The sequence below is a fragment of the Ensifer aridi genome (genome assembly GCF_002078505.1).
Taxonomy (GTDB): Bacteria; Pseudomonadota; Alphaproteobacteria; order Rhizobiales; family Rhizobiaceae; genus Sinorhizobium; species Sinorhizobium aridi.
In genome coordinates, this window is sequence record NZ_LUAV01000038.1 from 182,281 (window position 1) to 203,084 (window position 20,804).

A 20,804-nucleotide genomic window follows, 5' to 3' on the forward strand; every position below is an offset into this window, starting at 1 on the left:
GCAACTCCGATGCGCGGCCATGGCCTGGCATCACCCGCGCGGCACCGAGGAAGGCTCCTCCCCTCCCCGGCCGCACGATATCAGTCGAACAGACGCCGCCCCGTTTCGGCGTCGAACAGGTGCACATGTGCGCCGTCGATCGCGAGATGGATCGTCTCGCCGGGCTTGGCCGTCACCCGCTCGCGAAACACACAGGTCACGTCGTTGCCACCCAGCCTGGCGATCATCTGCGTCTCATAGCCAGTCGGTTCGATGACCACGACCTCGGCGGGCAGGCCGTTCGGATCGAGGGCCATGTATTCGGGCCTGAGGCCGTAGACGAGATCTCGGCCGCGAGCGGCTGCAGCCGGCCGGGTGACGGGCAGCGCCGTCCCGTCCGCGGTCATGAAGGCCGTCGGATCTTCAGGGTGAAGCCGCCCACGGATCATGTTCATCGCCGGCGAACCGATGAAGCCGGCGACGAAGAGATTGGCGGGATTGTCGTAGAGATCGAGCGGCGCGCCGAGCTGCTCGACGATGCCGTCGTGCATGACGACGATCTTGTCGGCCATGGTCATCGCTTCGATCTGGTCGTGGGTGACATAGACGGTCGTCGTCTTCAGCCGCTGGTGCAGTTCCTTGATCTCTGCGCGCATGGCAACACGCAGCTTCGCGTCGAGGTTCGACAGCGGCTCGTCGAAGAGAAACACCTGCGGATCGCGCACGATCGCCCGGCCCATGGCGACGCGCTGGCGCTGGCCGCCTGAGAGTTGCCGCGGATAGCGATCGAGCAGCTTCGACAGGCCGAGGATTTCCGCTGCCACGCCGACGCGTTTGTCGATCTCGGCTCTCGGCCTGCCCGCCAGCATCAGCGAGAAGGCCATGTTGTCGGCGACCGTCATGTGCGGATAGAGGGCGTAGTTCTGGAACACCATGGCGATGTCGCGGTCCTTCGGCGGCAGCCGGTTGACCACCCGGTCGCCGATGCGGATCTCGCCGGCGGTGATGTTCTCAAGTCCCGCCAGCATCCGGAGCAAGGTCGACTTTCCGCAGCCGGACGGACCGACGAGAATGACGAATTCGCCATCCTCGATTTCGATGTTCACGCCCTTGATGACCGGAAAAGCACCAAAGGATTTCCTGACATCGATAAAATCCACGCCTGCCATAGCCATTCCTCCCAGAATCTGTTCCCGCCTCTGCCAAGCCCTTTATCCTTCCCTCTCCGGATATAGGGCAGGCGCAGTCATTGACCTATCCGCGGCCGACCAGCGGCATCTTTGTCGCCATCACCGTCATCGTCAGCACATTGGCCGAGAGCGGCAGGCTCGCCATGTAGACGACGGCCTCGGCAACATGCTCAACCGGTATCGTCGGCTCGGCGGCGATCTCGCCGCTGGCCTGCAGAACGCCGGTGCTCATCTTCTCAGTCATATCCGTCGCCGCATTGCCGATATCGATCTGACCGCAGGCGATGTCGAATGGCCGCCCATCGAGCGCGGTCGACTTGGTGAGGCCGGTGATCGCGTGCTTGGTCGCCGTGTAAGGCGCCGAGTTGGGCCGGGGCGTCGTCGCCGAAATCGAGCCGTTGTTGATGATCCGACCGCCCCGTGGATCTTGCGCCTTCATCAGCCGGAAGGCTTGTTGCGTGCAGAGGAAGGCGCCCGTCAGGTTCGCCGCGAGGGTGCCGTTCCATTGCTCGAAGGTCACCTCTTCGAGCGGCACCGGCGGCACGTTCGAACCGGCATTGTTGACGAGCAGGTCGAGCCGGCCGAATTCCGCCTGGATCGCTCCGAATAGCGCCGCGACCTGATCCGGATTGCCGACATCGCAGACGATCGCGCGTACGCCGCCGCCGGTCTCCGCTGCAATCTCCTCGGCCGCACGCTCGAGCACGTCCGGACGGCGTCCGGTGATGACGAGGCTATAGCCTTCGCCGCTCAGTGCCTTGGCGATGCCCCGTCCGACACCGGTGCCGCCGCCTGTCACCAATGCGATCTTTCCTTCGCCCGATCTTGGAGCTCGCGCCATGTCAGATCCTCCCTCCGAGTTCGTCCTCGATATGGATCCGGATGATCTCGTCGAAATTGCTTTCCGCCGTGAAGCCGAGCTCGCGCGCACGACGCGCATCGAAATTCGTCGGCCATCCGGCGACGATCGCGGCAATGACCGGATCGGGCTCGCGGCGGATGAGGCCGACAGCCTTCTGGCCGGCGATACGCCCGAGTGCCTCTATTTCCTCGCCGACGAGCGCCGAGAGGCCGGGCATCGTCAGGTTGCGGCGCGGCCCGATGAGGCTCGTATCCATCCGCGCCGCATGCAGGAAGAATCCCACAGCCGAACGCGGGCTCGCGAACCAGTGGCGGACGTTTTCCTCCACCGGCAGTATAGCTTCTTTGCCGGCGAGCGGCTCGCGCAGGATATTCGAAAAGAAGCCGGAGGCGGCCTTGTTGGGCTGGCCGGGGCGAATGCAGATGGTCGGCAGACGGATGCCGATGCCGTCGAACAGGCCGCGCCTCGTATAGTCGGCAAGCAGCAATTCGCAGATCGCCTTCTGCGTGCCGTAGCTCGTGAGCGGCGTCGTGAAGAACTCGTCGGCGATCTTTTCCGGGAAAGGCTGGCCGAAAACGGCTATCGACGAGGCAAAGATGACGCGCGGGAAATAAGGCTCATTGCGGCTCTCGGCGCGGATGGCGTCGAAAAGCGCGCGCGTGCCGTCGAGGTTGACACGGTAGCCCTTGTCGAAATCCGCCTCCGCCTCACCGGATACGATCGCCGCCAGATGGAAGATCACGTCGGGCCGAGACGACACGAGACTTTCGGCGCCGCCTTCAGTCGAGAGGTCGATCGCAAGCGCCGTCGAGATCGAAGAATAGACAGGCGGGACCGAAGGCTCGACCACGTCCGCCAGCGTAAGCCTGGCGATGCCGCGGCCGAGGGCGTCCGGCTCGGCGGCCAGCTTCTCGACCAGTTTGCGGCCGATCATGCCGGCCGCGCCTATGACCATGATATGCATTCGCGGCGAACCTCCTCCGTTCGGCCACGCCCGATCCTGCGGGCTCAGGTCCCTTTCTGCTTCTGCTTCTCCTCGCCGGCTTCCTTGCCGGCGAGGAGATCCTTGGTCGTCTCATAAATGCGAATGAGATGATGGTGGAAGGCGGCGACCACCGCATCACGATCCCGCCGTCTCAGCGCAGCGACGATTTCGCTGTGATCCGTGTAGCTGGCCTCGATCGCGCCCGGCCGCGACATGGCGCTCCGCCGGTAGTCCATCATGTAGGTGTAAAGATCGGTGACGAAATCGGCGAGCAGCGGATTGCCGCAGGCCCGGTAGATCGCGACGTGGAACTCGCGGTCGCAGATCAGGAAGCGCATCGCGTCGTTTCCGGCGAGCTTCTGCGTTTCGAGTAGGCTTTCGAGCTTGCTCAACGTCTCGCCATCGATGTTCTCGGCCGCATCGCCCACCACCTTGAGTTCGATATGCAGCCTCGCGGCATGGACGTCCTCGAGATCGTAGCTGTCGATGGCGTTGGGCGAGGCGATGGTTACGGTGACATCGCTGAGATCCACATCGGCGACCCGGCTGCGGCTTCCCTGCGACACCTCGATGATCCCGCGCGCGGCCAGTATCTGGATCGCGCCCCGCACCGTCTCGCGGCTGACATGCAGCACATTGGCGAGTTCGCGTTCGCCAGGGAGCTCATCTCCGGGCCTGAGCATATTGGTCGCAACCAGCACCATTAGCTTCTCGGCAATCATCTCGCGAGCCGTGCGGCGGTCGAGGCCTCGCCCCACCTTCGGCATCTGCGTGAGTATCGGACTGCCAATCATCGGCGCCTCCACTGATCTACTGGTCGGTCCACCGGATCAGTAATATGAATAGACGACCTTAAGGAGGCCCGCGTCAAGGCTAGTTCGTCGCCGCACTGCACCAAAAGTGATGAAGGTTCTTGTTGCAGCGCGTAAGAACATCGACCGAAGGCGGAGGCGCTCAGCCGTGGTCATGCCCTTCATGATCGTCATGGGACGGCAGGTCGAGACCGAAGGTTTTGACAAGATCGGCGACCTGAGCCGGACTGAGATAGCGCGGGTTGAGGTTGCGCAGAAGCAGATAGAGTTTCGCCGTCTCCTCTAGCTCCTCCGTGGCGAAGACTGCCGCCTCCAGGCTATCACCCGCCACCACCGGGCCGTGATTGGCAAGCAACACGGAGGAATATTTGCCGGCAAGCCCGCGGATCGCATCGGCGACGGCCGGATCACCGGGGCGGTAATAGGGCACCAGCGCGGTCTCGCCGGCACGCATGAGGTAATAGGGCGTCATCGGCGGCAGCACGGCGCGCGGATCGATCTCGGGCAACATCGTCAGCGCGACCGCATGGGTCGAATGAAGGTGGACGATCGCCCGCGCGCTGCCGCGGGTTTCGTAGAGGGCCGAGTGAAGCGGAATCTCCTTCGTGGGCTTGTCGCCCGAGACGAGCTCGCCGCCAGCATCGAGGCGCGAGATGCGGGCGGGATCGAGGAAGCCGAGTGATGCGTTGGTGGGCGTCACGAGCCAGCCGCCATCATCGAGCCTGAGCGATATGTTGCCGGAGGAGCCGGGGGTCAGGCCCCGTTCGAACAGGGACCGGCCATAGCGGCAGATTTCCTCGCGAAGACGGGCATCGGACATTGGAGATCCTTTCAGTTCAGGTGGTCGCACCTTCGATGAGTTCGAAACCGAGATCGATCACTTGCGGCGGAGCGTTCGCGACCACGAGTTCGGCCGCGACCCGGCCCGTCGAAACGCGCGGCGTGCGTATGGTCGAGAGCGGCTGCGGCGTCACCCGGCCGATATCGAGGCCGTTGTAACCGAAGATCGCCAATTGCGAGGGAATCGATATTCCCCGGGCGAGGCAGTGGAAGTAGCCGCCGAGAGCCATGTCGTCGTTCGAAAAATAGACCGCATCGAGATCGGGTTGTCTCGCAAGCAGCCGCTCGAGCCCCAGCCGCCCGCTCTCCACAGACGAAGCGCCCGCGTGAATTTCCCGGTCGGCGAGCGGGAAACCGGCCGAACCGAGCGTCTCGCAGAAGCCGCCAAAGCGCTTTCCAGCGCGGGTGTCGCGCTCGAGGTCATGGCCGACATAGCCGATCCGGCGATAGCCGCGCTTCAACAGGAACTCGGCGCTTACGCGGCCGGCGGCGGCGTTGGAAAAGCCGACTGCCAGGTCAACCGGAGAGCCATCGAGGTCGAGCAGTTCCACGACCCGGCAGCCGGTCGCGCGCAGCATCTTCAGCGTGCCCTGCGTGTGCTCGAATCCCGCGAGCATCACGGCCGTCGGCCGCCAGGCGAGCATAGCCGCGACCAGCGCCTCCTCGCGTTCCGGATCGTAATCGGTCACGGAGAAAACGGCCTGATGCTGGTTTTCTTCGAGCACGCTGCTCGCGCCGCGCAGCACATCCGGAAAGACGATGTTGGAGAGCGACGGGATGACGAAGGCGACGAGCCGCGAGCCAGCGGAGGCAAGCGTTCCTGCGATCCGGTTCGGCACATAACCGAGCTGTTCGACCGCCTCCATGACCCGGTCCCTCGTCTTCTTGGAAAAGGAGCCGTGATTGCGAAGGACGCGCGACACCGTGCTCTCGCCAACGCCGGCCGCGGCCGCGACCTCGGCAAGTGTTACCGTCGTCTGGTGCTTAAAGTCCAAAGTCACTGCGCTCACTCCCGAGAGCCCGCCATCGCTCGGTGTAGGTGCCTTCGACACCGCAATCCTATCCTTCCATTCAATAAACCGAATTTTTGGCAGCGCTACCATTTTTTGATTGGCAGCGCTGCCAAGATGGTTTAGTTAATATTGGCAGCGCTGCCAATCAGGATGGTGCGCCGTGTCGGGAAATGGCGAGGGCCTGACAAATTCTGAAGGAGGAGGATAATCATGACCCTGCAAACGCAGGCGCCAGCCGATGGCGCATATTTCGAACGGGCGCTGGAGGATCGCGCCTATGCCAAGGTTTTCTGGAGAATCGTTCCGTTCCTGATGCTCTGCTACGTGGTCGCCTATCTCGACCGCGTCAATGTCGGCTTCGCCAAGCTGCAAATGTCGAGCGAACTCGGCCTGTCGGAAGCGGCCTATGGCATCGGTGCCGGTATCTTCTTCATCGGCTACTTTTTCTTCGAGGTGCCGAGCAACGTCATTCTGAACAAGGTCGGTGCCCGCGTCTGGATCGCCCGCATCATGATAACCTGGGGCATCATCTCCGCCGCCTTCATGTTCACCTCGTCGGAAATGGTCTTCTACATCCTGCGTTTCCTGCTGGGGGTCGCCGAGGCCGGATTCTTTCCCGGCATCATCCTCTATCTGACGTCCTGGTACCCCGCGCATCGGCGTGCGAAAATCGTTGCGACCTTTATGTCCGCTATCCCGATTTCCGCGATTTTCGGCAATCCGCTTTCAGGCCTGATCATCGACGGCTTTGACGGCACGCACGGCCTTTCCGGCTGGCAATGGATGTTCCTGATCGAAGCCATTCCGGCGGTCCTCCTCGGCGTCGTCACCTTCTTCTATCTCGACGACAGGATCCAGGATGCGAAGTGGCTCACGGACGAGGAGAAGGGCATTCTCGCCAGCAACGTCAGCGCCGACAACCGCGCCAAATCGTCGAGCCCGCAAAGCATCGCCGCGACCATGACCGATCCCCGTGTCTGGCTGATGTGCCTCATCTATTTCTGCTTCGTGCTCGGGCAATACGGCCTGAACTTCTGGATGCCGACCATGGTCAAGGCGTCCGGCGTAACAGGAAACCTTCAGATCGGCCTGATCTCAGCCATCCCCTATATCTGCACCTTCATCGCCATGCTGGCGCTCGGACGCTCCTCGGACCGGCTGCGCGAGCGGCGTTGGCATCTCGTCGTGCCGGCCTTGATCGCCGCCGGCGGTTTCGTCGCTGCGACGATCGCGGGTAGCACGACGGCGGCCATCATCTGCCTTTCCCTCGCCGCCGCCGGCGCGATCAGTTGCGCGCCGCTCTTCTGGTCCCTGCCGACGGCCTTCTTGGCCGGCACGGGGGCTGCGGCGGGCATCGCCTGGATCAATTCGGTCGGCAATCTCGCCGGCTTCCTCGGGCCCTTCATGGTCGGCTATCTGAAGGATTTCACCGGCAGCAACAGCGCCGGCATGTATTTCCTGGCCGCAGTTCTCGTCATCGGCGCACTCGCGGTGCTTACGGTTCCCGCCAAGAGCGTCAACCGCTAGAACTAATGAGACTACGCCCTCCGGGCCCTTCCGGAGGGCCAATTGACCTCGAGAGACTGGAGAATATCGTCATGTCATTGGCTGTTGAAACTCCCGGACGCAGTGCCGTGGCCGTGGTCGGCCTCGGTTCTATGGGGTTCGGCATGGCACAGTCGCTGAAGCGTGCGGGCCTTGATGTCGTTGGATACGACGTCGCCTCAGCAGCCGTTGAGCGTTTCATCGCGGACGGCGGTCGTGGGGCGAGGACGCCAAGCGAGGCCGCGCAGAATGCCGGCATTGTCGTTTCGGTCGTCGTCAATGCCGCCCAGACGGAGGCCGTCCTCTTCGGCCCGGACGGCATCGCCGAGACGATGAAGCCCGGTGCCGTCTTTGTCTCGTCGGCGACAATGGACCCGGCCATCGCCCGCAACCTGTCGCAACGGCTCGAAGCCCTTGGTCGCCATTATCTCGATGCCCCGATCTCTGGCGGCGCCGCAAAGGCCGCAAAAGGGGAATTGACCATCATGGCGTCCGGTTCCGCGGAAGCCTTCGCCGCCGCCCGCCCTGCCCTTGATGCCATGGCTGCCAAGGTCTACGAGCTCGGCGACGCCGCCGGGACCGGCGCGGCCTTCAAGATGATCAACCAGCTCCTTGCCGGCGTGCACATCGCCGCCGCCTGCGAAGCGATCACGTTCGCGGCCAAGCAAGGGCTCGATCTTCAGAAGGTCTACGAGGTGATCACGGCCTCGGCCGGCAATTCCTGGATGTTCGAAAACCGAATCCCGCATGTCCTTGCCGGCGACTACACTCCGCTCAGCGCCATCGAAATCTTCGTGAAAGATCTCGGCATCGTGCAGGACATGGCGCGCGCCGAGCGCTATCCGGTGCCGCTGGTCGCGGCCGCGCTGCAGATGTATCTCGCCGCTTCCGGCGCTGGCATGGGACGCGACGACGATTCTTCCCTCGCGCGCCTTTATGCGCAGCTCTCGGGCGCAGAGTTGCCGGGCCAAGGCAAAGAGCCGCACACGGCGTAAAGGAGGAACCGATGCCCGTTTTCGCCGCCAATCTGACGATGATGTTCAACGAGTGGTCTTTCCTCGACCGCTTCGACGCCGCCGCGGAAGCGGGGTTCACGGCCGTCGAATACCTCTTTCCCTACGAGGTGCCGCCGGAAAAGATCGCGGAGCGGCTTGCCCGCAACAAGCTTGAGCAGGCGCTCTTCAATCTGCCCCCGGGGGACTGGGCGGCGGGCGAACGCGGCATCGCCGCCCTCCCCGGCCGCTTCGATGATTTGAACTCCGACATCAAGAAGGCACTCGACTACGCCGCCGCGACGGGCGTCAAACGGCTGCATCTGATGGCGGGCCTTGCCGATCCCTCCGACGGGGAAGCCGCGACCTGTTATCGCCGCTCGGTGGCCCTTGCGGCCGAGCGACTCGCCGAAATAGGAATCGATCTCGTGATCGAACCGATCAACGGCCGCAACATGCCCGGCTATTTTCTCAATGATTTCGGCGCCGCCGAGAAGCTGATCGCGGAGCTTGGACTTGCCAACCTAAAGCTCCAATTCGACATCTATCACCGGCAGATCATGCATGGCGACGTCGCCATGGCGCTCCGGCACCTCATGCCGATCACCGGCCATATCCAGGTCGCGAGCGTCCCTTCGCGCCACGAGCCCGACGGGGAGGAACTGAACTATCCTTACCTGTTCGCCGAGATCGATCGGCTCGGCTATGCCGGTTTCGTCGGCTGCGAATACACCCCGCGCGGCGGCACGCTCGAGGGCCTCGCCTGGTTCAAACCTTTTGCACGGAGCTGACCGATGGCCATTCTCCTAGGATCGATCGCCGACGACTATACCGGCGCCTCCGACCTCGCCAACACGCTGACGAAGAACGGCCTTCGCACCGTGCAGACGGTCGGCATTCCGGATCCGTCCCTCGCCTTCCCGGACGTCGACGCGGTGGTCGTTTCCCTGAAGATCCGTTCCGTTGCCGCCGACGAAGCCGTCGCTGCCGCCCGCAAGGCGGACCAGTGGCTGCGCGGTCGCGGCGCTGCCCATGTGCTCTATAAGATTTGCTCGACCTTCGATTCCACCGACGCCGGCAATATCGGTCCTGTGACGGAAGCGCTGGCCCAAGCTGCTGGGGGCGGCATCGTGCTCGCCACCCCCGCCTTTCCGGAAACGGGACGCACCGTCTATCTCGGCCATCTCTTCGTCAACGGCCGGCCGCTCAACGAAAGCCCGCTCAAAGATCATCCGCTGAACCCGATGCACGACGCCAATCTGGTGCGGGTCCTGGCCCGGCAATCGCAGGGAGCCGTCGGCCTCGTCGATCTCGCGACCGTCTCCATGGGGCCTGCGGCGGTGAAGGAGCGGCTCGGAGCTCTCAGTGCTCGGGGCATGACAGCTGCCATCGCCGATGCGGTCTTCGAGAGGGATCTCGAAGTCCTCGGCGAAGTGGCCCTCGAAACGCCCCTGTCCACCGGCGCATCGGGCCTCGGCCTTGGCCTGGCCCGCGCGCTCGTACGCGCCGGTCGTACATCGACGCATGCCGACACGAGCGATGCCATTCGCCCGGTTGGCGGCCTTGCCGCAGTCGTCGCGGGCAGTTGCTCCGCTGCGACGCTCAAACAGATCGAGGTTGCCGAACGGTCCATGCCCGTGCTGAGGCTCGATACGGAAAAGCTTCTCGCCGGATCGGACGAGATTTCCGCGGCGATTGCCTGGGCCGGTGAGAGGATGTCCGCGGCTCCGGTGATCGTAGCAGCAAGCGCCTCACCCGATGTCGTCTCACGCCTGCAAGCCCGCTACGGCCGGGAAGCGTCCGGCCACGCCGTCGAAGCCGCAACGGCGACGATCGCCGGCGAACTGGTGGCGCGCGGCGTGAAGCGCCTCGTCGTTGCCGGCGGCGAAACCTCCGGCGCGACTGTCGACAGGCTCGGCATTCCCGCATTCCTGATCGGCCCTGAGATCGCACCGGGCGTTCCGGTGCTCCGGACGATCGGCAATTCCCAGGGCGAGATGCTGATGGCGCTGAAATCCGGCAATTTCGGCGGCGAGGACTTCTTCGGCGCGGCATTGGCGATGATGCGGTGAAAGGCAACGGGCGGCGGGCGACCCCCCGCCCGTCCACACCGGCTCGTGCTCCAGGGACGCCCGATGATCCGCGAATCCTGCCGGCCGATCAATCTGACGTCGCGCGCAACCACGAGTCCATCGGCTAGCGCGGTCCAGTAGAAACAATTATAAGCGGCTATCGACCCCGACCTGCCGATAGGCTCGCCCCATGACTGACTCTGGCTCGGTGATCGAATGGCTTCTCGACTCGGACCCGTCGATCCGATGGCAGGTGATGCGCGACCTGCTCGAGGCCCCGGAGTCGGAGTGGAGGGCGGAGCGGGCCAAGGTGGAGACCGAGGGCTGGGGCGCCAGACTTCTCTCTTACCAGGACGAGGACGGGCAATGGGCGGGCGGCGCCTTCCTCCCAGCCGATTTCGACCCTCGTGAGTGGGCGGAGCGCGGTCAGCCGTGGACGGCGACGACCTTTTCTTTGTCGCAGCTTCGGGAGTTTGGTCTCGATCCCGCGTCGGACCGGGCGAGACGAAGTGTCGAATTGATCGGCGCGAACTCACGTTGGAATGAAGGCGGCCAGCCCTACTGGGAAGGCGAAGTCGAGGAGTGCATCAACGGCAGGACCGTTGCCGACGGCGCCTATTTCGGGATCGACGTCTCCCCGATTGTCGGCAGGCTGGTAGGCGAGCGCCTCGAGGACGGCGGTTGGAACTGTGAGAGGATCAATGGATCGGTCCGCTCGTCGTTTGCCAGCACGATCAACGTTCTGGAGGGGCTGCTGGAATATGAGAGAGCCACCGGGGGCACGGCTGGATCCCGGGAGGCGCGGAGGTCGGGCGAGGAGTTCCTCCTGAAGCGCAATCTCTTCCGCCGCCTCGGCGCGGGTGAGCCGGCAGACGAGCGGTTTCTGTGCTTCCTGCACCCGAACCGTTGGCACTACGACATCTTGCGTGCGCTCGACTATTTCCGCTTCGCCGCGATCCTCACCGACACCGATCCCGATCCGCGACTCGGCGAGGCGATCGACCACGTTCGCTTGAGGCGCTTGGAGGATGGCACTTGGCCCCTCGACTGGAGCCTGCCAGGGCGGGTTTGGTTCGAGGTCGACGACGGACAGGGCAAGCCCTCGCGGTGGGTGACACTCCGGGCAATGCGGGTGCTCAGATGGTGGGATTCGCATTCATCTGAATGCGCTGTGCTCTAACGCACATTCAATCATCGTGCAGCGCACGAGCGATCGGCGGGCCGATGCTGATGTCGCGGAACTTCGCCTCGAAGCCGGCGCGCTCCGGCGAGCAGGCCATGACGCCGACCTCGGCATCGGCGGCATCGAACGGGCAGAGCCGCGCCATTTGCCAGCGCTCATCGCCAAAGCGGAATTGCACCCGCACGGCGTCGCCATGCCGTGTCAGCCGCACCTCGAGTGGGTCCGACGGCGCCCGGCGGTGAAGCGGGATGACCGACCAGTCCGAGACGCCGCGCGTCACGACCACGCTGAAGTGCATCAAGCCGTCGGTATATTCGATGCCGCATTTGATCCAGTTGCGCTCGTCAAGCTTCAGCATCAAGCCGGCCTGGTCGTAGAGCTGTTCATAGGCACCGATGATCGTCGCCGAGGCAGTAAAGTCGCCCGAAACCGCCCGAAGATAGGCATGGCCGCTGTCGCGCACAAAGCCGTAGAAGGTTTCGCGCCAGAAGTCCGTATAGTGATCGGTCTTGAGAGACAAAGCCCTCTCGTCCCCTTCCCAGCTTGCCGGCTCGTTCAACCAGCGATATGCGACCCCCATCTTTTCCTCCCCTCGGTTTAGACGGGCAGAAACCCGCCCCGTCCGTTCGTCCGGTCCAAAGAACATCGTTCGGAGAGGAAAAACAGCTATTCTTTCGGGAGCTGGCGCGCACTCCACTCGCTCGTCGGGATGGCACCGCCGATGGCGAAGCTGAAGGAGGCGATGGCGTTTGTCTCCGCATTGACCTCGCATTTGAAGTCGATGGCATACCATTTCGACCGGCTGCGGAAGGCACCGCCGCTCGCGCTGAGGCCAGCAGCCGAAATGAAGCCGCCGGTGGGGCCGAACGGAACGAGCATGTCCGGAAAGGCGTCGGGCCTTTGGCGTCGTACCTGTTCAAGCGCCTCGATGCTGCAAATCTGCAAAATGCGCTTCTTCGGCGGAAGCTTGCCGAGCGCCTGTTTTACGCGCGGGTCGGCCAAGGCATTCTCCGAATAGAGCTCTCGCGCTTGCGTGAGCTTGTTCGCCTGCCGCTCGGCCGCGGCCTCTTCGATCTTCCGCGGCTCATCCGCCGTTGCCCTCGCCGGCGCTGGTTTCTCTTGGGGAACGGGTGCAGCCTGAGGCGCCGATGGCGCATCGGCGGTGCTGTTTACCCCGTCTTCCGCGTCGACGCGCAACTCCGCAAGCGCCGTTCGGGTTTCCGGCGGCTTCTCGCTTGCTGCGTTCTCGGCCTTTGCGGCGCTCGATGGCGAGGTGTCTGGCTGCTGACGCGGCTCGTCGATCCTCGTCGGTGCCGCCGGAGGCAGCTCCGGTCGAGCGGGTTTCTCCTTTTTGGCGCGCGCGGCGGCGGACTCGAACGCCTGCGGCCGTGACCGCGGCTGTTCGCTTTTTTCCTCGCGGGGCTTCTTTAGCGGCTTCTCCTGCGGCTTTTCCTCAGCCTTCGGCGGCGGCGCGACGAGCTCGACATTGACGCTTTGTTCGCCCGCCGGCGACGAGAGCTCGGGCAACCGAACCAGGAGCAGGAACGCCAAAGCCACGTGCAGGGCGACGGAGGTCGGCATACCCCACCCGGTTTCTCCCCACATTTTCCTGGCGAACAGCTGCATTGCTCAAACGGTCACGGACTCGGAAGCCTGAAACCTAAGAGCTTGATCGCCCCGCAACAAGTGCGGGAGCGCGTGCGGGTCATGCGTATTCGATCTGATACGGCCTTTCGAAGAAGTGCTCCTCGAGATTGCATCCGCTGCCGCCCCGGTCGATGACGACGAAGTCGGACACGGAATGGAGCGGCGTCAGGATACCGTGCCAGACGTTTCGCGCGATGTTCACGCCCTGACCGGGCGCGGTCTCGAACGCGATCGGCTCTCCCGGCTCGCCGCCCTGATCTGGTGCGACGACGACGAGGAAGGAGTTTTCCGTGAGCGGGATGAAGGCCTGGCTGCCGAGCGGGTGCCGTTCGACCATGGTCAGCGTCAGCGGGATCTCATAGGGCTCGCCGCGCAAGAGGCTCACGAGCGTTCGGGCTTCCGGGCCGCTCGTCTCCACCTTGGCAAGGTCATGGTAGCGCACGCATTTGCCGGCGTTTATGGGAAAGCTCTTTGCCTCTTCCGGCTCGATGACATCGCCGAAGGGCGTGAATTCGCCGCGCGAAAGCGGTCGGATCGGTAGTGATATCATGCTTTCTCCTCCCTCGTGGTCTATTCGTCTCTAGGGCGCGCTGGATCGATCACTGGATCAGCACCGCCCGGAAATCGTTGACATTGGTGCCGGTAGGTCCCGGCTTGAACAGGTCGCCGAGCGCATCGAAGGCCGCCCAACTGTCGTTGCGCTGAAGCAGCGCGGCCGCGTCGAGCCGCCGCGCGAGAAGTCGGGCGACCGTCGTATGGTCGGCGAAGGCGCCGGCATTGTCTTCAGAACCATCGATGCCGTCGGTGTCGGCAGCGAGCGCCGAAATGCCGGCAACGCCATCGATCCCGAGCGCGAGCGACAAGAGGAACTCGCTGTTGCGGCCGCCGCGCCCCTCCCCCTGGACCGTCACGGTCGTTTCGCCGCCCGAAAGCACGATGACGGGTTTTGAAAAAGGACGGCCACGCATCGCCGCCTCGCGCGCAATCGCGGCATGGACCAGCCCGACATCGCGCGCCTCGCCCTCGATCGCGTCGGAAAGAATGATCGCCTCGATGCCCTCGGCCCGAGCCCTGGCCGCGGCCGCCTCCAGTGAGACGCTTGCCGACGCGATCAGCCGCACCTCGTTTCTGGCAAAGCACGGATCGGAAGGCCTTGGCGCGTCCGCCGCATCGCTCACCATCCACCGCATGACCTTTTCCGGCAGCGCGAGCCGATAGCGCTCGATGATCTTCAAGGCATCCTGGCGGCTCGCTTCATCGGCGATCGTCGGACCGGAAGCGACCAGCGCCGGATCGTCGCCGGGGATATCGGAGACGACGAGCGACACGACCTTCGCCGGGTAGGCGGCCACCGCGAGGCGACCGCCCTTGATCAGGGAAACATGCTTGCGTACGGCATTCATCGCCCGGATAGGCGCGCCCGAGGCGAGCAGCGCGCGATTGACGGCGATCTCGTCCTCCAGCGAGAGACCCGGCGGCGGCGAAGGCAGAAGCGCCGAACCGCCGCCGCAGATCAGCGCCACGACGAGATCGTCCTTCGTCAGGCCGTCGACTTCGGCGATGAGCCGCTTCGAGGCGTACAACCCGCCTTCGTCCGGCAGCGGATGCGAGGCCTCCAGCACCTCGATCCTGTTGCAGTGAGCGCCGAAGCCGTAACGCGTGACGACTGCGCCGCTGACGGGCCCGTGCCAAAGTTTCTCGAAAGCAAGCGCCATCTGCGCAGCGCCCTTGCCGGCGCCGACGACGACCGTGCGCCCCTTCGGTAGCTCCGGCAGGTTGGCGGCGATGACGCGCGAAGGGTCGGCGGCGGCCACCGCCGACATGAACAGCGTTTCCAGGAATCGGCGCGGATCGGCGATGGCGACCATTTTCTCTCCCGTTCGTTCAAGCCCGGGCGACGGCTCCTCCTACCGCCGCCCGGGTTGCATGATCGCTCAGGGGTGGATGGGGACGCCCGCCCGGCGGATCATGCGCCTCTGGCTCAATTAGGCGACCGGGTGGTTCGCCATCCGCTCGAGCGCCCGCACGAGCCCGGAGTGATCGAGTCCGCTGTCACCATTGGCGGCGCAGTTGTTGAAGAGCTCCTGGGTGGCGGCAGTGTTCGGAAGCGAGACGCCGAGGCTCTTCGCCCCTTGCAGCGCCAGGTTCAGATCCTTCTGGTGGAGCGAGATGCGGAAACCCGGTTCGAAGGCCCGTTTGATCATCCGCTCGCCGTGCACTTCTAGGATGCGCGAGGAGGCAAAGCCGCCCATCAATGCCTCGCGGACGCGCGCCGGATCGGCTCCTGCCTTGGAGGCGAAGACCAGCGCCTCGGAAACGGCCTCGATGGTCAGCGCCACGATGATCTGGTTGGCGACCTTGGTCACCTGGCCGTCGCCGCAATCGCCGACGAGCGTGATGTTCTTGCCCATAAGCTTGAAGAGCGGCAAAGCGCGCTCGAAGGATTCCGGCGAGCCGCCCGCCATGATGCTGAGCGAGGCATTCTTGGCGCCGACTTCGCCGCCGGAAACCGGCGCGTCCATATATTCCGCCCCGGTCTCGCGGACCTTCTTGGCGAATTCCTTCGTCTCGATGGGGGAGATCGAGCTCATGTCGATGACGAGCTTGCCTTTGCCGAGGCCGTAGTAGACGCCGTCTTCGCCGAAAAGGACATCCTTCACTTCCGGCGTGTCCGGCAGCATCAGTATGATCGTGTCGACCGTCTCGGCGAGCGCCTTCGGCGTCTTGACGATTTCGAGCCCGTTGTCGACGAGCTCCTGGCGCGGCGGGATGACGAATTTCGAGGTAATGATCTTGTGACCGGCATCCTGAAGATGGCGCGCCATCGGCGTGCCCATGATACCCAGTCCGATGAAACCGATAGATGCCATCGCGTTTAGCTCCTGATCTTGATGATGTCTGCGGATTGTTTGCGCTTGCGCTCGGCGCCGAGCCAGCCGAGCCCCTCTGCGGTTGTCGTCAGCGGCTTGTATTCGCAGCCGATCCAGCCGTCGTAGCCGGCGGCTTCGAGCGCGTCGAAGACATGAGGGTAGTTGATCTCGCCGGTCCCCGGCTCGTTGCGGCCGGGATTGTCCGCGAGCTGGATATGCGCGATCTTCTCGCGATAGCGCCGGTAAGTCCCCACGAGCTCGCCCTCAGTGCGCTGCTGGTGGTAGAGGTCGTATTGGATGAAGAGATTGTCGCTGCCGACCTCCTCGATGATCGAAGCCGCCTGCCCAACGGTATTGAGGTAGAAGCCGGGAATGTCGAAGCGGTTGATCGGCTCGATCAGGAGGCGGATGCCGCACTTGCCGAGTTCGGCCGCCGCAAGATTCAGATTGGCGACAAGCGTTGTGCGCAACACGCTGTCGAGCACGCCATCCGGCGCTATCCCAACGAGGCAATTGACCTGCTTGCAGCCGAGCGCCGTCGCATAATCGATGGCGCTCGCGACGCCCTTGCGGAATTCGTCTATGCGGTCCGGCAGGATGGCGATGCCGCGCTCGCCGCGCGCCCAGTCGCCGGCCGGCAGGTTGTGCAGCACCTGTGTCAGGCCGTGGCGGTCGAGTGCGTTGCGCAGCGCCGTCTTCTCGAACTCGTAGGGAAAGAGATATTCCACCCCTTCGAAGCCGGCCCTGGCGGCGAGCGCAAAGCGGTCGAGGAACGGCGCCTCGGTGAACAGCATGGTCAGGTTTGCCGCAAATCTCGGCATGCGGTTACTCCTCCTTTGAGTTGGCGCGGGATGCGGGCGGAAAACCGCGCACTTTTCCTCATTCCGCTCTGATGGTTCTTAGTCGAGAAGGGCGGCAATCGCGGTCGGCGCATCCTCGCCGCGTTCGGCGAGTTCCTCGAACTCGACGACGGCGTCGATGTCCGTACCCATGGCGATGTTGGTGACGCGCTCCAGGATGAACTCGATGACGACTGGCACCTGGTGTTCTTCCATGAGCGCCCGCGCCCGTTCGAAGGCATCGGCGAACTCGTTCGGGCTCCTCACCCGGATCGCCTTGCAGCCGAGACCTTCGGCAACGGCGACATGGTCGACGCCGTAGCCCTTCTCCGCGTCGCCGACGGCATTGATGTTGTCGAAGGCGAGGCTGACTTCGAAATCCATGTCGAAGCCGCGTTGCGCTTGGCGGATGAGGCCAAGATAGGAATTGTTCACGACCACATGCAGGTAGGGCAGCTTGTGCTGGGCGCCGACCGCAAGCTCCTCGATCAGGAACTGGAAATCGTAATCGCCGGAAAGCGCTACGATCGGCCGGTTCGGATCGGCGGCGCGCACGCCGAGCGCCGCCGGCAGCGTCCAGCCGAGCGGGCCTGCCTGGCCGCAATTGATCCAGTTGCGGGGCTTGTAGACATGCAGGAACTGCGCGCCGGCGATCTGGCTCAAGCCGATGGTCGAGACGTAGCAGGTGTCGCGGCCGAAGGCCTTGTTCATCTCCTCGTAGACGCGCTGGGGTTTGAGCGGCGTCTGATCGAAATGGGTCTTGCGCAGCATTGTTCGCTTGCGTTCACGGCATTCCTCCGCCCAGCCCGACCAGTCGCGCAGCTTGCCGGCCGCCTTCCATTCGGTCGCCACATCGAGGAAAAGCTTGAGCGCGGCGCCGGCGTCGGAGACGATGCCGAAATCGGGGGCGAAGACGCGGCCGATCTGCGTCGGCTCGATATCGACATGGATAAACTTGCGCCCCTCCGTATAGGTCGGGATATTGCCGGTGTGGCGATTGGCCCAGCGATTGCCGATGCCGAAGACAAAGTCGGAAGCGAGCAGTGTCGCATTGCCGTAGCGATGCGAGGTCTGCAGCCCGCACATGCCAGCCATCAGCGGATGGTCGTCGGGGATGACACCCCAGCCCATGAGCGTCGGAATGACCGGGACGCCGGTGATCTCGGCGAACTCGGTGAGAAGATCGGAGGCGTCCGCGTTGATAATGCCGCCGCCGGCGACGATCAGCGGCCGCTCCGCCTGGTTCAGCATGGCGATCGCCTTTTCGGCCTGCGCGCGGGTGGCGGCGGGCTGATAGGGCGAGAGCGGCGTGTAGGTCTCGGGGTCGAATTCGATCTCGGCAAGCTGGACGTCGACCGGCAGGTCGATGAGGACCGGACCCGGCCGGCCCGAGCGCATCAGATGAAACGCCTTCTGGAAAACGAAAGGCACCAGCGCCGGCTCCTTGACCGTGACCGCCCACTTGGTTACAGGCGCGGCGATGGCGGCGATATCCACCGCTTGGAAATCCTCCTTGTCGAGGCGCGCGCGCGGCGCCTGGCCGGTGATGCAGAGGATCGGGATCGAATCCGCGGAAGCGGAGTAGAGGCCGGTGATCATGTCGGTGCCCGCCGGCCCCGAGGTGCCGATGCAGACGCCGATATTGCCGTGCCTGGCGCGGGTGTATCCCTCCGCCATATGGGATGCGCCTTCGACGTGGCGAGCGAGGATGTGGCGGATCGATCCGCGGGCTTTCAGCGCCGAATAGAGCGGATTGATCGCGGCACCTGGAACGCCGAAGGCGCAATCGATTCCTTCCTTTTCCAGAACATAAACCGCTGCATCGATAGCGCGCATCTTGGCCATGGGAACTCCTCCTGTTTCCATGGAAGATTAATCCGTTTTTCGTCGACATCAACACTTTTGTGGAAATGATTTCCATTCGGTGGAAATAAAGATTTTCAACAAACAGGAGAAAATCGGAAGCAATCGCGCTAGAGCATATCGATTGCAGCAAGTGATTTGGAGGCCGGGATGGAGGCGACTGGTAAAGGAAAGCGAGGGCGCAAGGCGGGTGAGAATGCCGCCCCAAGCTCGGTGCAGGTGCTCGACCGAAGCCTGACACTGTTCAGCCTCGTCGCCGACCGCGACGGCTCGACATTGACCGACCTCGCCGATCAAACCGGCCTTGCGCCCTCGACGATCCACCGCCTTCTGACTTCGCTCGCCAGCCACGGCATGGTCGCGCATGATCCCGATACCGGCGAATGGACGATCGGTGTCAGGGCCTTCGAGATCGGCAACGCCTTCTTGCGCTTCCTCAAGCTCGGCACGATCAGCCGCCCCTTTCTGAAGCGCCTGATGGACGAAAGCGGCGAAACGGCCAATATCGGCATCGAGGATGACGGCGACGTCGTCTTCATCTCGCAAATCGAAAGCCACGCGCCGATGCGCGCCTTCTTTCGCCCGGGGCGGCGGGGGCCGATTCACGCCTCCGGCATCGGCAAGGCGATCCTATCCACCTGGTCCGACACGGAGATCGCCAGGAGCTTGAACGGCAGAACGCTGACGCGCTTCACCCGGCGGACGCTCGATACGCTGCCGGCGCTCATCAAGAATGTCCAGGAGATCCGCAATCGCGGCTGGTCAGTCGACGACGAAGAGCACACGCTCGGCATGCGCTGCATCGCAGCGCCCCTCTTCAACGAATATGGCGAGGCAATCGGCGGAATATCGATTTCCGGCCCAACGGTTCGCATCGACGACGACAAGCTCGCAGTCCTCGGTCCAGTCGTGCGCCGGACGGCGGACGAACTGACGCGGGCGATTGGCGGCCACAGGCCGGGGGAAGGCTGAAGCGCGGCTAGAGGAGCAGGACGCACTGACGCGTCAAGGTACCCCCTCCGCTCATCACGCAAACATCGCCCTCGTCATCTCCAGGAAGCTTGCAACGACCGGACCATGGTTCGGCCGGGTGATGACGTAGACGTCGGCCTCCGGCGCGGGGTCGACGAGCGCGCGATAGACAATGCCGGGCCGGGAGAGATTGCGGATACATTCCGGGACGAGCGCCACGCCGAGACCCGCCGCCACCAGGCTGGTCAGCGAATAGGACTCCACCACCTCGTTGGTGATGTTCGGCACGAATCCCGCCGCCACGCAGCAATCGTGCAGATAACGCGCGAAGCGGGAATCGACGAGCCTCAGGAAAACGAAGCTCTCGCCTCGCAAGGCTCCAAGCTCAATCTTCTCCAGGCGCGCAAGCGGGTGGCTTTCGGGCAGGACGACGCCGACCTTTTCGTGCCAGGCGACCGTCGCGACGAGATCGACATTGTGACGAGGCCGGCGCACGAAGCTCAAGTCAGTCCGATGCGCCAGCAGTGCGGCCTCCTGGGCCTGCGGGTCCATTTCATGGATGCGCACGAAAACCCCCGGCCAACGGTCCCCGAACCTCGCCACCAGCATTGATAGCGAGCCGAGCAACACCGATCCGGTCGTTCCTATGTTCAGCGTTCCGACCTGGCCGGATCCGATGGCGCGCGCCTGATGAGCGGCATGCTCCACCTGCCCGAGGATCATCCTCGCATGATTGAGGAAATCAGCCCCCGCCTCGGTGAGCTCGACATTCCTGCTGGAACGCTCGAAAAGCCGCGTCCCGACTTCTTCCTCCAGGTCCCTGATCTGCTGGCTGAGCGGCGGTTGGGAAATGTTCAGGCTTTTTGCCGCCGCCGTGAAGCTCGCCGCCTCGGCTACGGCAACGAAATAGCGCAGATGGCGCAGTTCCATGGCGACCTCCTTTCCATAGGCAGAACGTCTTGATCAAGTCGAACGATATATTGGACGGATGATCGATCAAGCCTGTAATTTGATCCACCACGATCGGCCGAGGTCGGCGCGAGGAGGTGCGCGAACCTGACCGATACCCCTCTGCTCATTCCGACGCGTGGCTCGCGTGTGGTGGCCGGGGATGAATTTCTGCCGACAACGCCGAGTCAG

20 protein-coding genes are annotated in these 20,804 nt (G+C 63.9%); 6 read left to right on the forward strand and 14 right to left on the reverse strand.

Annotated features, from left to right (window positions below):
* Positions 1 to 80: 80 nt before the first annotated feature.
* The 6 genes from AYK65_RS29505 to AYK65_RS29530 all read right to left on the reverse strand — a co-directional run bounded on the left by AYK65_RS29505 (position 81) and on the right by AYK65_RS29530 (position 5,663).
* Entirely contained in the window at positions 81 to 1,148 is a 1,068-nt protein-coding gene (locus AYK65_RS29505; protein ID WP_046117606.1) for an ABC transporter ATP-binding protein, read from the reverse strand.
* 85 nt (positions 1,149 to 1,233) lie between these two features.
* On the reverse strand, positions 1,234 to 2,010 hold the full coding sequence (locus AYK65_RS29510; protein WP_026614584.1) for an SDR family oxidoreductase: 777 nt from the start codon (positions 2,008 to 2,010) through the stop codon (positions 1,234 to 1,236).
* Between the two features lies 1 nt (position 2,011).
* Positions 2,012 to 2,995 (reverse strand): D-erythronate dehydrogenase, encoded by a 984-nt coding sequence (gene denD, locus AYK65_RS29515; protein ID WP_026614585.1) that lies wholly within the window; start codon positions 2,993 to 2,995, stop codon positions 2,012 to 2,014.
* A gap of 44 nt (positions 2,996 to 3,039) precedes the next feature.
* Positions 3,040 to 3,810 carry a FadR/GntR family transcriptional regulator gene (locus AYK65_RS29520; RefSeq protein WP_081162904.1) on the reverse strand — a complete coding sequence of 257 codons (771 nt, stop codon included), beginning with the start codon at positions 3,808 to 3,810 and terminating at the stop codon, positions 3,040 to 3,042.
* A gap of 160 nt (positions 3,811 to 3,970) precedes the next feature.
* Positions 3,971 to 4,648 (reverse strand): 3-oxo-tetronate 4-phosphate decarboxylase, encoded by a 678-nt coding sequence (gene otnC, locus AYK65_RS29525; protein WP_081162906.1) that lies wholly within the window; start codon positions 4,646 to 4,648, stop codon positions 3,971 to 3,973.
* Between the two features lie 16 nt (positions 4,649 to 4,664).
* Complete coding sequence (locus AYK65_RS29530; RefSeq protein ID WP_026614588.1) at positions 4,665 to 5,663, reverse strand: LacI family DNA-binding transcriptional regulator; 999 nt, start codon at positions 5,661 to 5,663, stop codon at positions 4,665 to 4,667.
* Between the two features lie 228 nt (positions 5,664 to 5,891).
* Here AYK65_RS29530 and AYK65_RS29535 point away from each other — a divergent pair, with 228 nt between their 5' ends.
* The 5 genes from AYK65_RS29535 to AYK65_RS29555 all read left to right on the forward strand — a co-directional run bounded on the left by AYK65_RS29535 (position 5,892) and on the right by AYK65_RS29555 (position 11,470).
* On the forward strand, positions 5,892 to 7,208 hold the full coding sequence (locus tag AYK65_RS29535; RefSeq protein WP_081162907.1) for an MFS transporter: 1,317 nt from the start codon (positions 5,892 to 5,894) through the stop codon (positions 7,206 to 7,208).
* 71 nt (positions 7,209 to 7,279) lie between these two features.
* Positions 7,280 to 8,221, forward strand: coding sequence for an L-threonate dehydrogenase (ltnD, locus tag AYK65_RS29540; RefSeq protein WP_026614589.1), 942 nt, complete (start codon positions 7,280 to 7,282; stop codon positions 8,219 to 8,221).
* An 11-nt stretch (positions 8,222 to 8,232) separates the two neighbouring features.
* Complete coding sequence (otnI, locus tag AYK65_RS29545) at positions 8,233 to 9,009, forward strand: 2-oxo-tetronate isomerase (RefSeq protein ID WP_026614590.1); 777 nt, start codon at positions 8,233 to 8,235, stop codon at positions 9,007 to 9,009.
* Between the two features lie 3 nt (positions 9,010 to 9,012).
* A complete protein-coding gene (gene otnK / locus AYK65_RS29550; protein WP_081162910.1) occupies positions 9,013 to 10,290 on the forward strand; it encodes a 3-oxo-tetronate kinase in 1,278 nt (425 codons plus the stop codon).
* Positions 10,291 to 10,480: 190 nt separating this feature from the next.
* Positions 10,481 to 11,470, forward strand: a complete 990-nt coding sequence (locus AYK65_RS29555; protein ID WP_081162913.1) for a squalene cyclase — start codon at positions 10,481 to 10,483, stop codon at positions 11,468 to 11,470.
* A gap of 7 nt (positions 11,471 to 11,477) precedes the next feature.
* Here AYK65_RS29555 and AYK65_RS29560 read toward each other — a convergent pair whose 3' ends face one another.
* The 7 genes from AYK65_RS29560 to gcl form a co-directional block, all read right to left on the reverse strand.
* Positions 11,478 to 12,053 carry a DUF1349 domain-containing protein gene (locus AYK65_RS29560; RefSeq protein WP_081162915.1) on the reverse strand — a complete coding sequence of 192 codons (576 nt, stop codon included), beginning with the start codon at positions 12,051 to 12,053 and terminating at the stop codon, positions 11,478 to 11,480.
* Positions 12,054 to 12,139: 86 nt separating this feature from the next.
* A complete protein-coding gene (locus AYK65_RS29565) occupies positions 12,140 to 13,078 on the reverse strand; it encodes a DUF930 domain-containing protein (RefSeq protein WP_081163112.1) in 939 nt (312 codons plus the stop codon).
* Between the two features lie 100 nt (positions 13,079 to 13,178).
* Positions 13,179 to 13,670 carry an ureidoglycolate lyase gene (locus tag AYK65_RS29570; RefSeq protein ID WP_081162917.1) on the reverse strand — a complete coding sequence of 164 codons (492 nt, stop codon included), beginning with the start codon at positions 13,668 to 13,670 and terminating at the stop codon, positions 13,179 to 13,181.
* Positions 13,671 to 13,719: 49 nt separating this feature from the next.
* A complete protein-coding gene (locus tag AYK65_RS29575; RefSeq protein WP_081162919.1) occupies positions 13,720 to 14,988 on the reverse strand; it encodes a glycerate kinase type-2 family protein in 1,269 nt (422 codons plus the stop codon).
* 117 nt (positions 14,989 to 15,105) lie between these two features.
* Entirely contained in the window at positions 15,106 to 16,026 is a 921-nt protein-coding gene (locus tag AYK65_RS29580; RefSeq protein ID WP_234706620.1) for a 2-hydroxy-3-oxopropionate reductase, read from the reverse strand.
* Positions 15,996 to 16,811, reverse strand: a complete 816-nt coding sequence (gene hyi, locus AYK65_RS29585; RefSeq protein WP_046117598.1) for a hydroxypyruvate isomerase — start codon at positions 16,809 to 16,811, stop codon at positions 15,996 to 15,998. Before hyi ends, AYK65_RS29580 begins: the two co-directional genes overlap by 31 nt.
* A 78-nt stretch (positions 16,812 to 16,889) precedes the next feature.
* Positions 16,890 to 18,674, reverse strand: a complete 1,785-nt coding sequence (gene gcl, locus AYK65_RS29590) for a glyoxylate carboligase (protein ID WP_046117597.1) — start codon at positions 18,672 to 18,674, stop codon at positions 16,890 to 16,892.
* Between the two features lie 168 nt (positions 18,675 to 18,842).
* Between gcl and AYK65_RS29595 the strand changes: the two genes are divergently transcribed.
* Positions 18,843 to 19,664: an IclR family transcriptional regulator gene (locus AYK65_RS29595; protein ID WP_081162921.1), complete on the forward strand. Its 822-nt coding sequence runs from the start codon at positions 18,843 to 18,845 to the stop codon at positions 19,662 to 19,664.
* Positions 19,665 to 19,718: 54 nt separating this feature from the next.
* Here AYK65_RS29595 and AYK65_RS29600 read toward each other — a convergent pair whose 3' ends face one another.
* Positions 19,719 to 20,594, reverse strand: coding sequence for a LysR family transcriptional regulator (locus AYK65_RS29600; RefSeq protein WP_081162922.1), 876 nt, complete (start codon positions 20,592 to 20,594; stop codon positions 19,719 to 19,721).
* Positions 20,595 to 20,804: the final 210 nt, after the last annotated feature.

What these genes read in the sequence shown, in the direction of transcription:
- AYK65_RS29520 (WP_081162904.1), bottom strand. Translation starts at nt 3,810, where the DNA reads ATGATTGGCAGTCCGATACTCACGCAGATGCCGAAGGTGGGGCGAGGC.
- ltnD (WP_026614589.1), top strand. Translation starts at nt 7,280, where the DNA reads ATGTCATTGGCTGTTGAAACTCCCGGACGCAGTGCCGTGGCCGTGGTC.
- AYK65_RS29570 (WP_081162917.1), bottom strand. Translation starts at nt 13,670, where the DNA reads ATGATATCACTACCGATCCGACCGCTTTCGCGCGGCGAATTCACGCCC.
- otnC (WP_081162906.1), bottom strand. Translation starts at nt 4,648, where the DNA reads ATGTCCGATGCCCGTCTTCGCGAGGAAATCTGCCGCTATGGCCGGTCC.
- AYK65_RS29600 (WP_081162922.1), bottom strand. Translation starts at nt 20,594, where the DNA reads ATGGAACTGCGCCATCTGCGCTATTTCGTTGCCGTAGCCGAGGCGGCG.
- AYK65_RS29535 (WP_081162907.1), top strand. Translation starts at nt 5,892, where the DNA reads ATGACCCTGCAAACGCAGGCGCCAGCCGATGGCGCATATTTCGAACGG.
- AYK65_RS29510 (WP_026614584.1), bottom strand. Translation starts at nt 2,010, where the DNA reads ATGGCGCGAGCTCCAAGATCGGGCGAAGGAAAGATCGCATTGGTGACA.
- hyi (WP_046117598.1), bottom strand. Translation starts at nt 16,811, where the DNA reads ATGCCGAGATTTGCGGCAAACCTGACCATGCTGTTCACCGAGGCGCCG.
- AYK65_RS29505 (WP_046117606.1), bottom strand. Translation starts at nt 1,148, where the DNA reads ATGGCAGGCGTGGATTTTATCGATGTCAGGAAATCCTTTGGTGCTTTT.
- AYK65_RS29595 (WP_081162921.1), top strand. Translation starts at nt 18,843, where the DNA reads ATGGAGGCGACTGGTAAAGGAAAGCGAGGGCGCAAGGCGGGTGAGAAT.
- denD (WP_026614585.1), bottom strand. Translation starts at nt 2,995, where the DNA reads ATGCATATCATGGTCATAGGCGCGGCCGGCATGATCGGCCGCAAACTG.
- AYK65_RS29565 (WP_081163112.1), bottom strand. Translation starts at nt 13,078, where the DNA reads ATGTGGGGAGAAACCGGGTGGGGTATGCCGACCTCCGTCGCCCTGCAC.
- AYK65_RS29555 (WP_081162913.1), top strand. Translation starts at nt 10,481, where the DNA reads ATGACTGACTCTGGCTCGGTGATCGAATGGCTTCTCGACTCGGACCCG.
- gcl (WP_046117597.1), bottom strand. Translation starts at nt 18,674, where the DNA reads ATGGCCAAGATGCGCGCTATCGATGCAGCGGTTTATGTTCTGGAAAAG.
- AYK65_RS29575 (WP_081162919.1), bottom strand. Translation starts at nt 14,988, where the DNA reads ATGGTCGCCATCGCCGATCCGCGCCGATTCCTGGAAACGCTGTTCATG.
- otnK (WP_081162910.1), top strand. Translation starts at nt 9,013, where the DNA reads ATGGCCATTCTCCTAGGATCGATCGCCGACGACTATACCGGCGCCTCC.
- otnI (WP_026614590.1), top strand. Translation starts at nt 8,233, where the DNA reads ATGCCCGTTTTCGCCGCCAATCTGACGATGATGTTCAACGAGTGGTCT.
- AYK65_RS29560 (WP_081162915.1), bottom strand. Translation starts at nt 12,053, where the DNA reads ATGGGGGTCGCATATCGCTGGTTGAACGAGCCGGCAAGCTGGGAAGGG.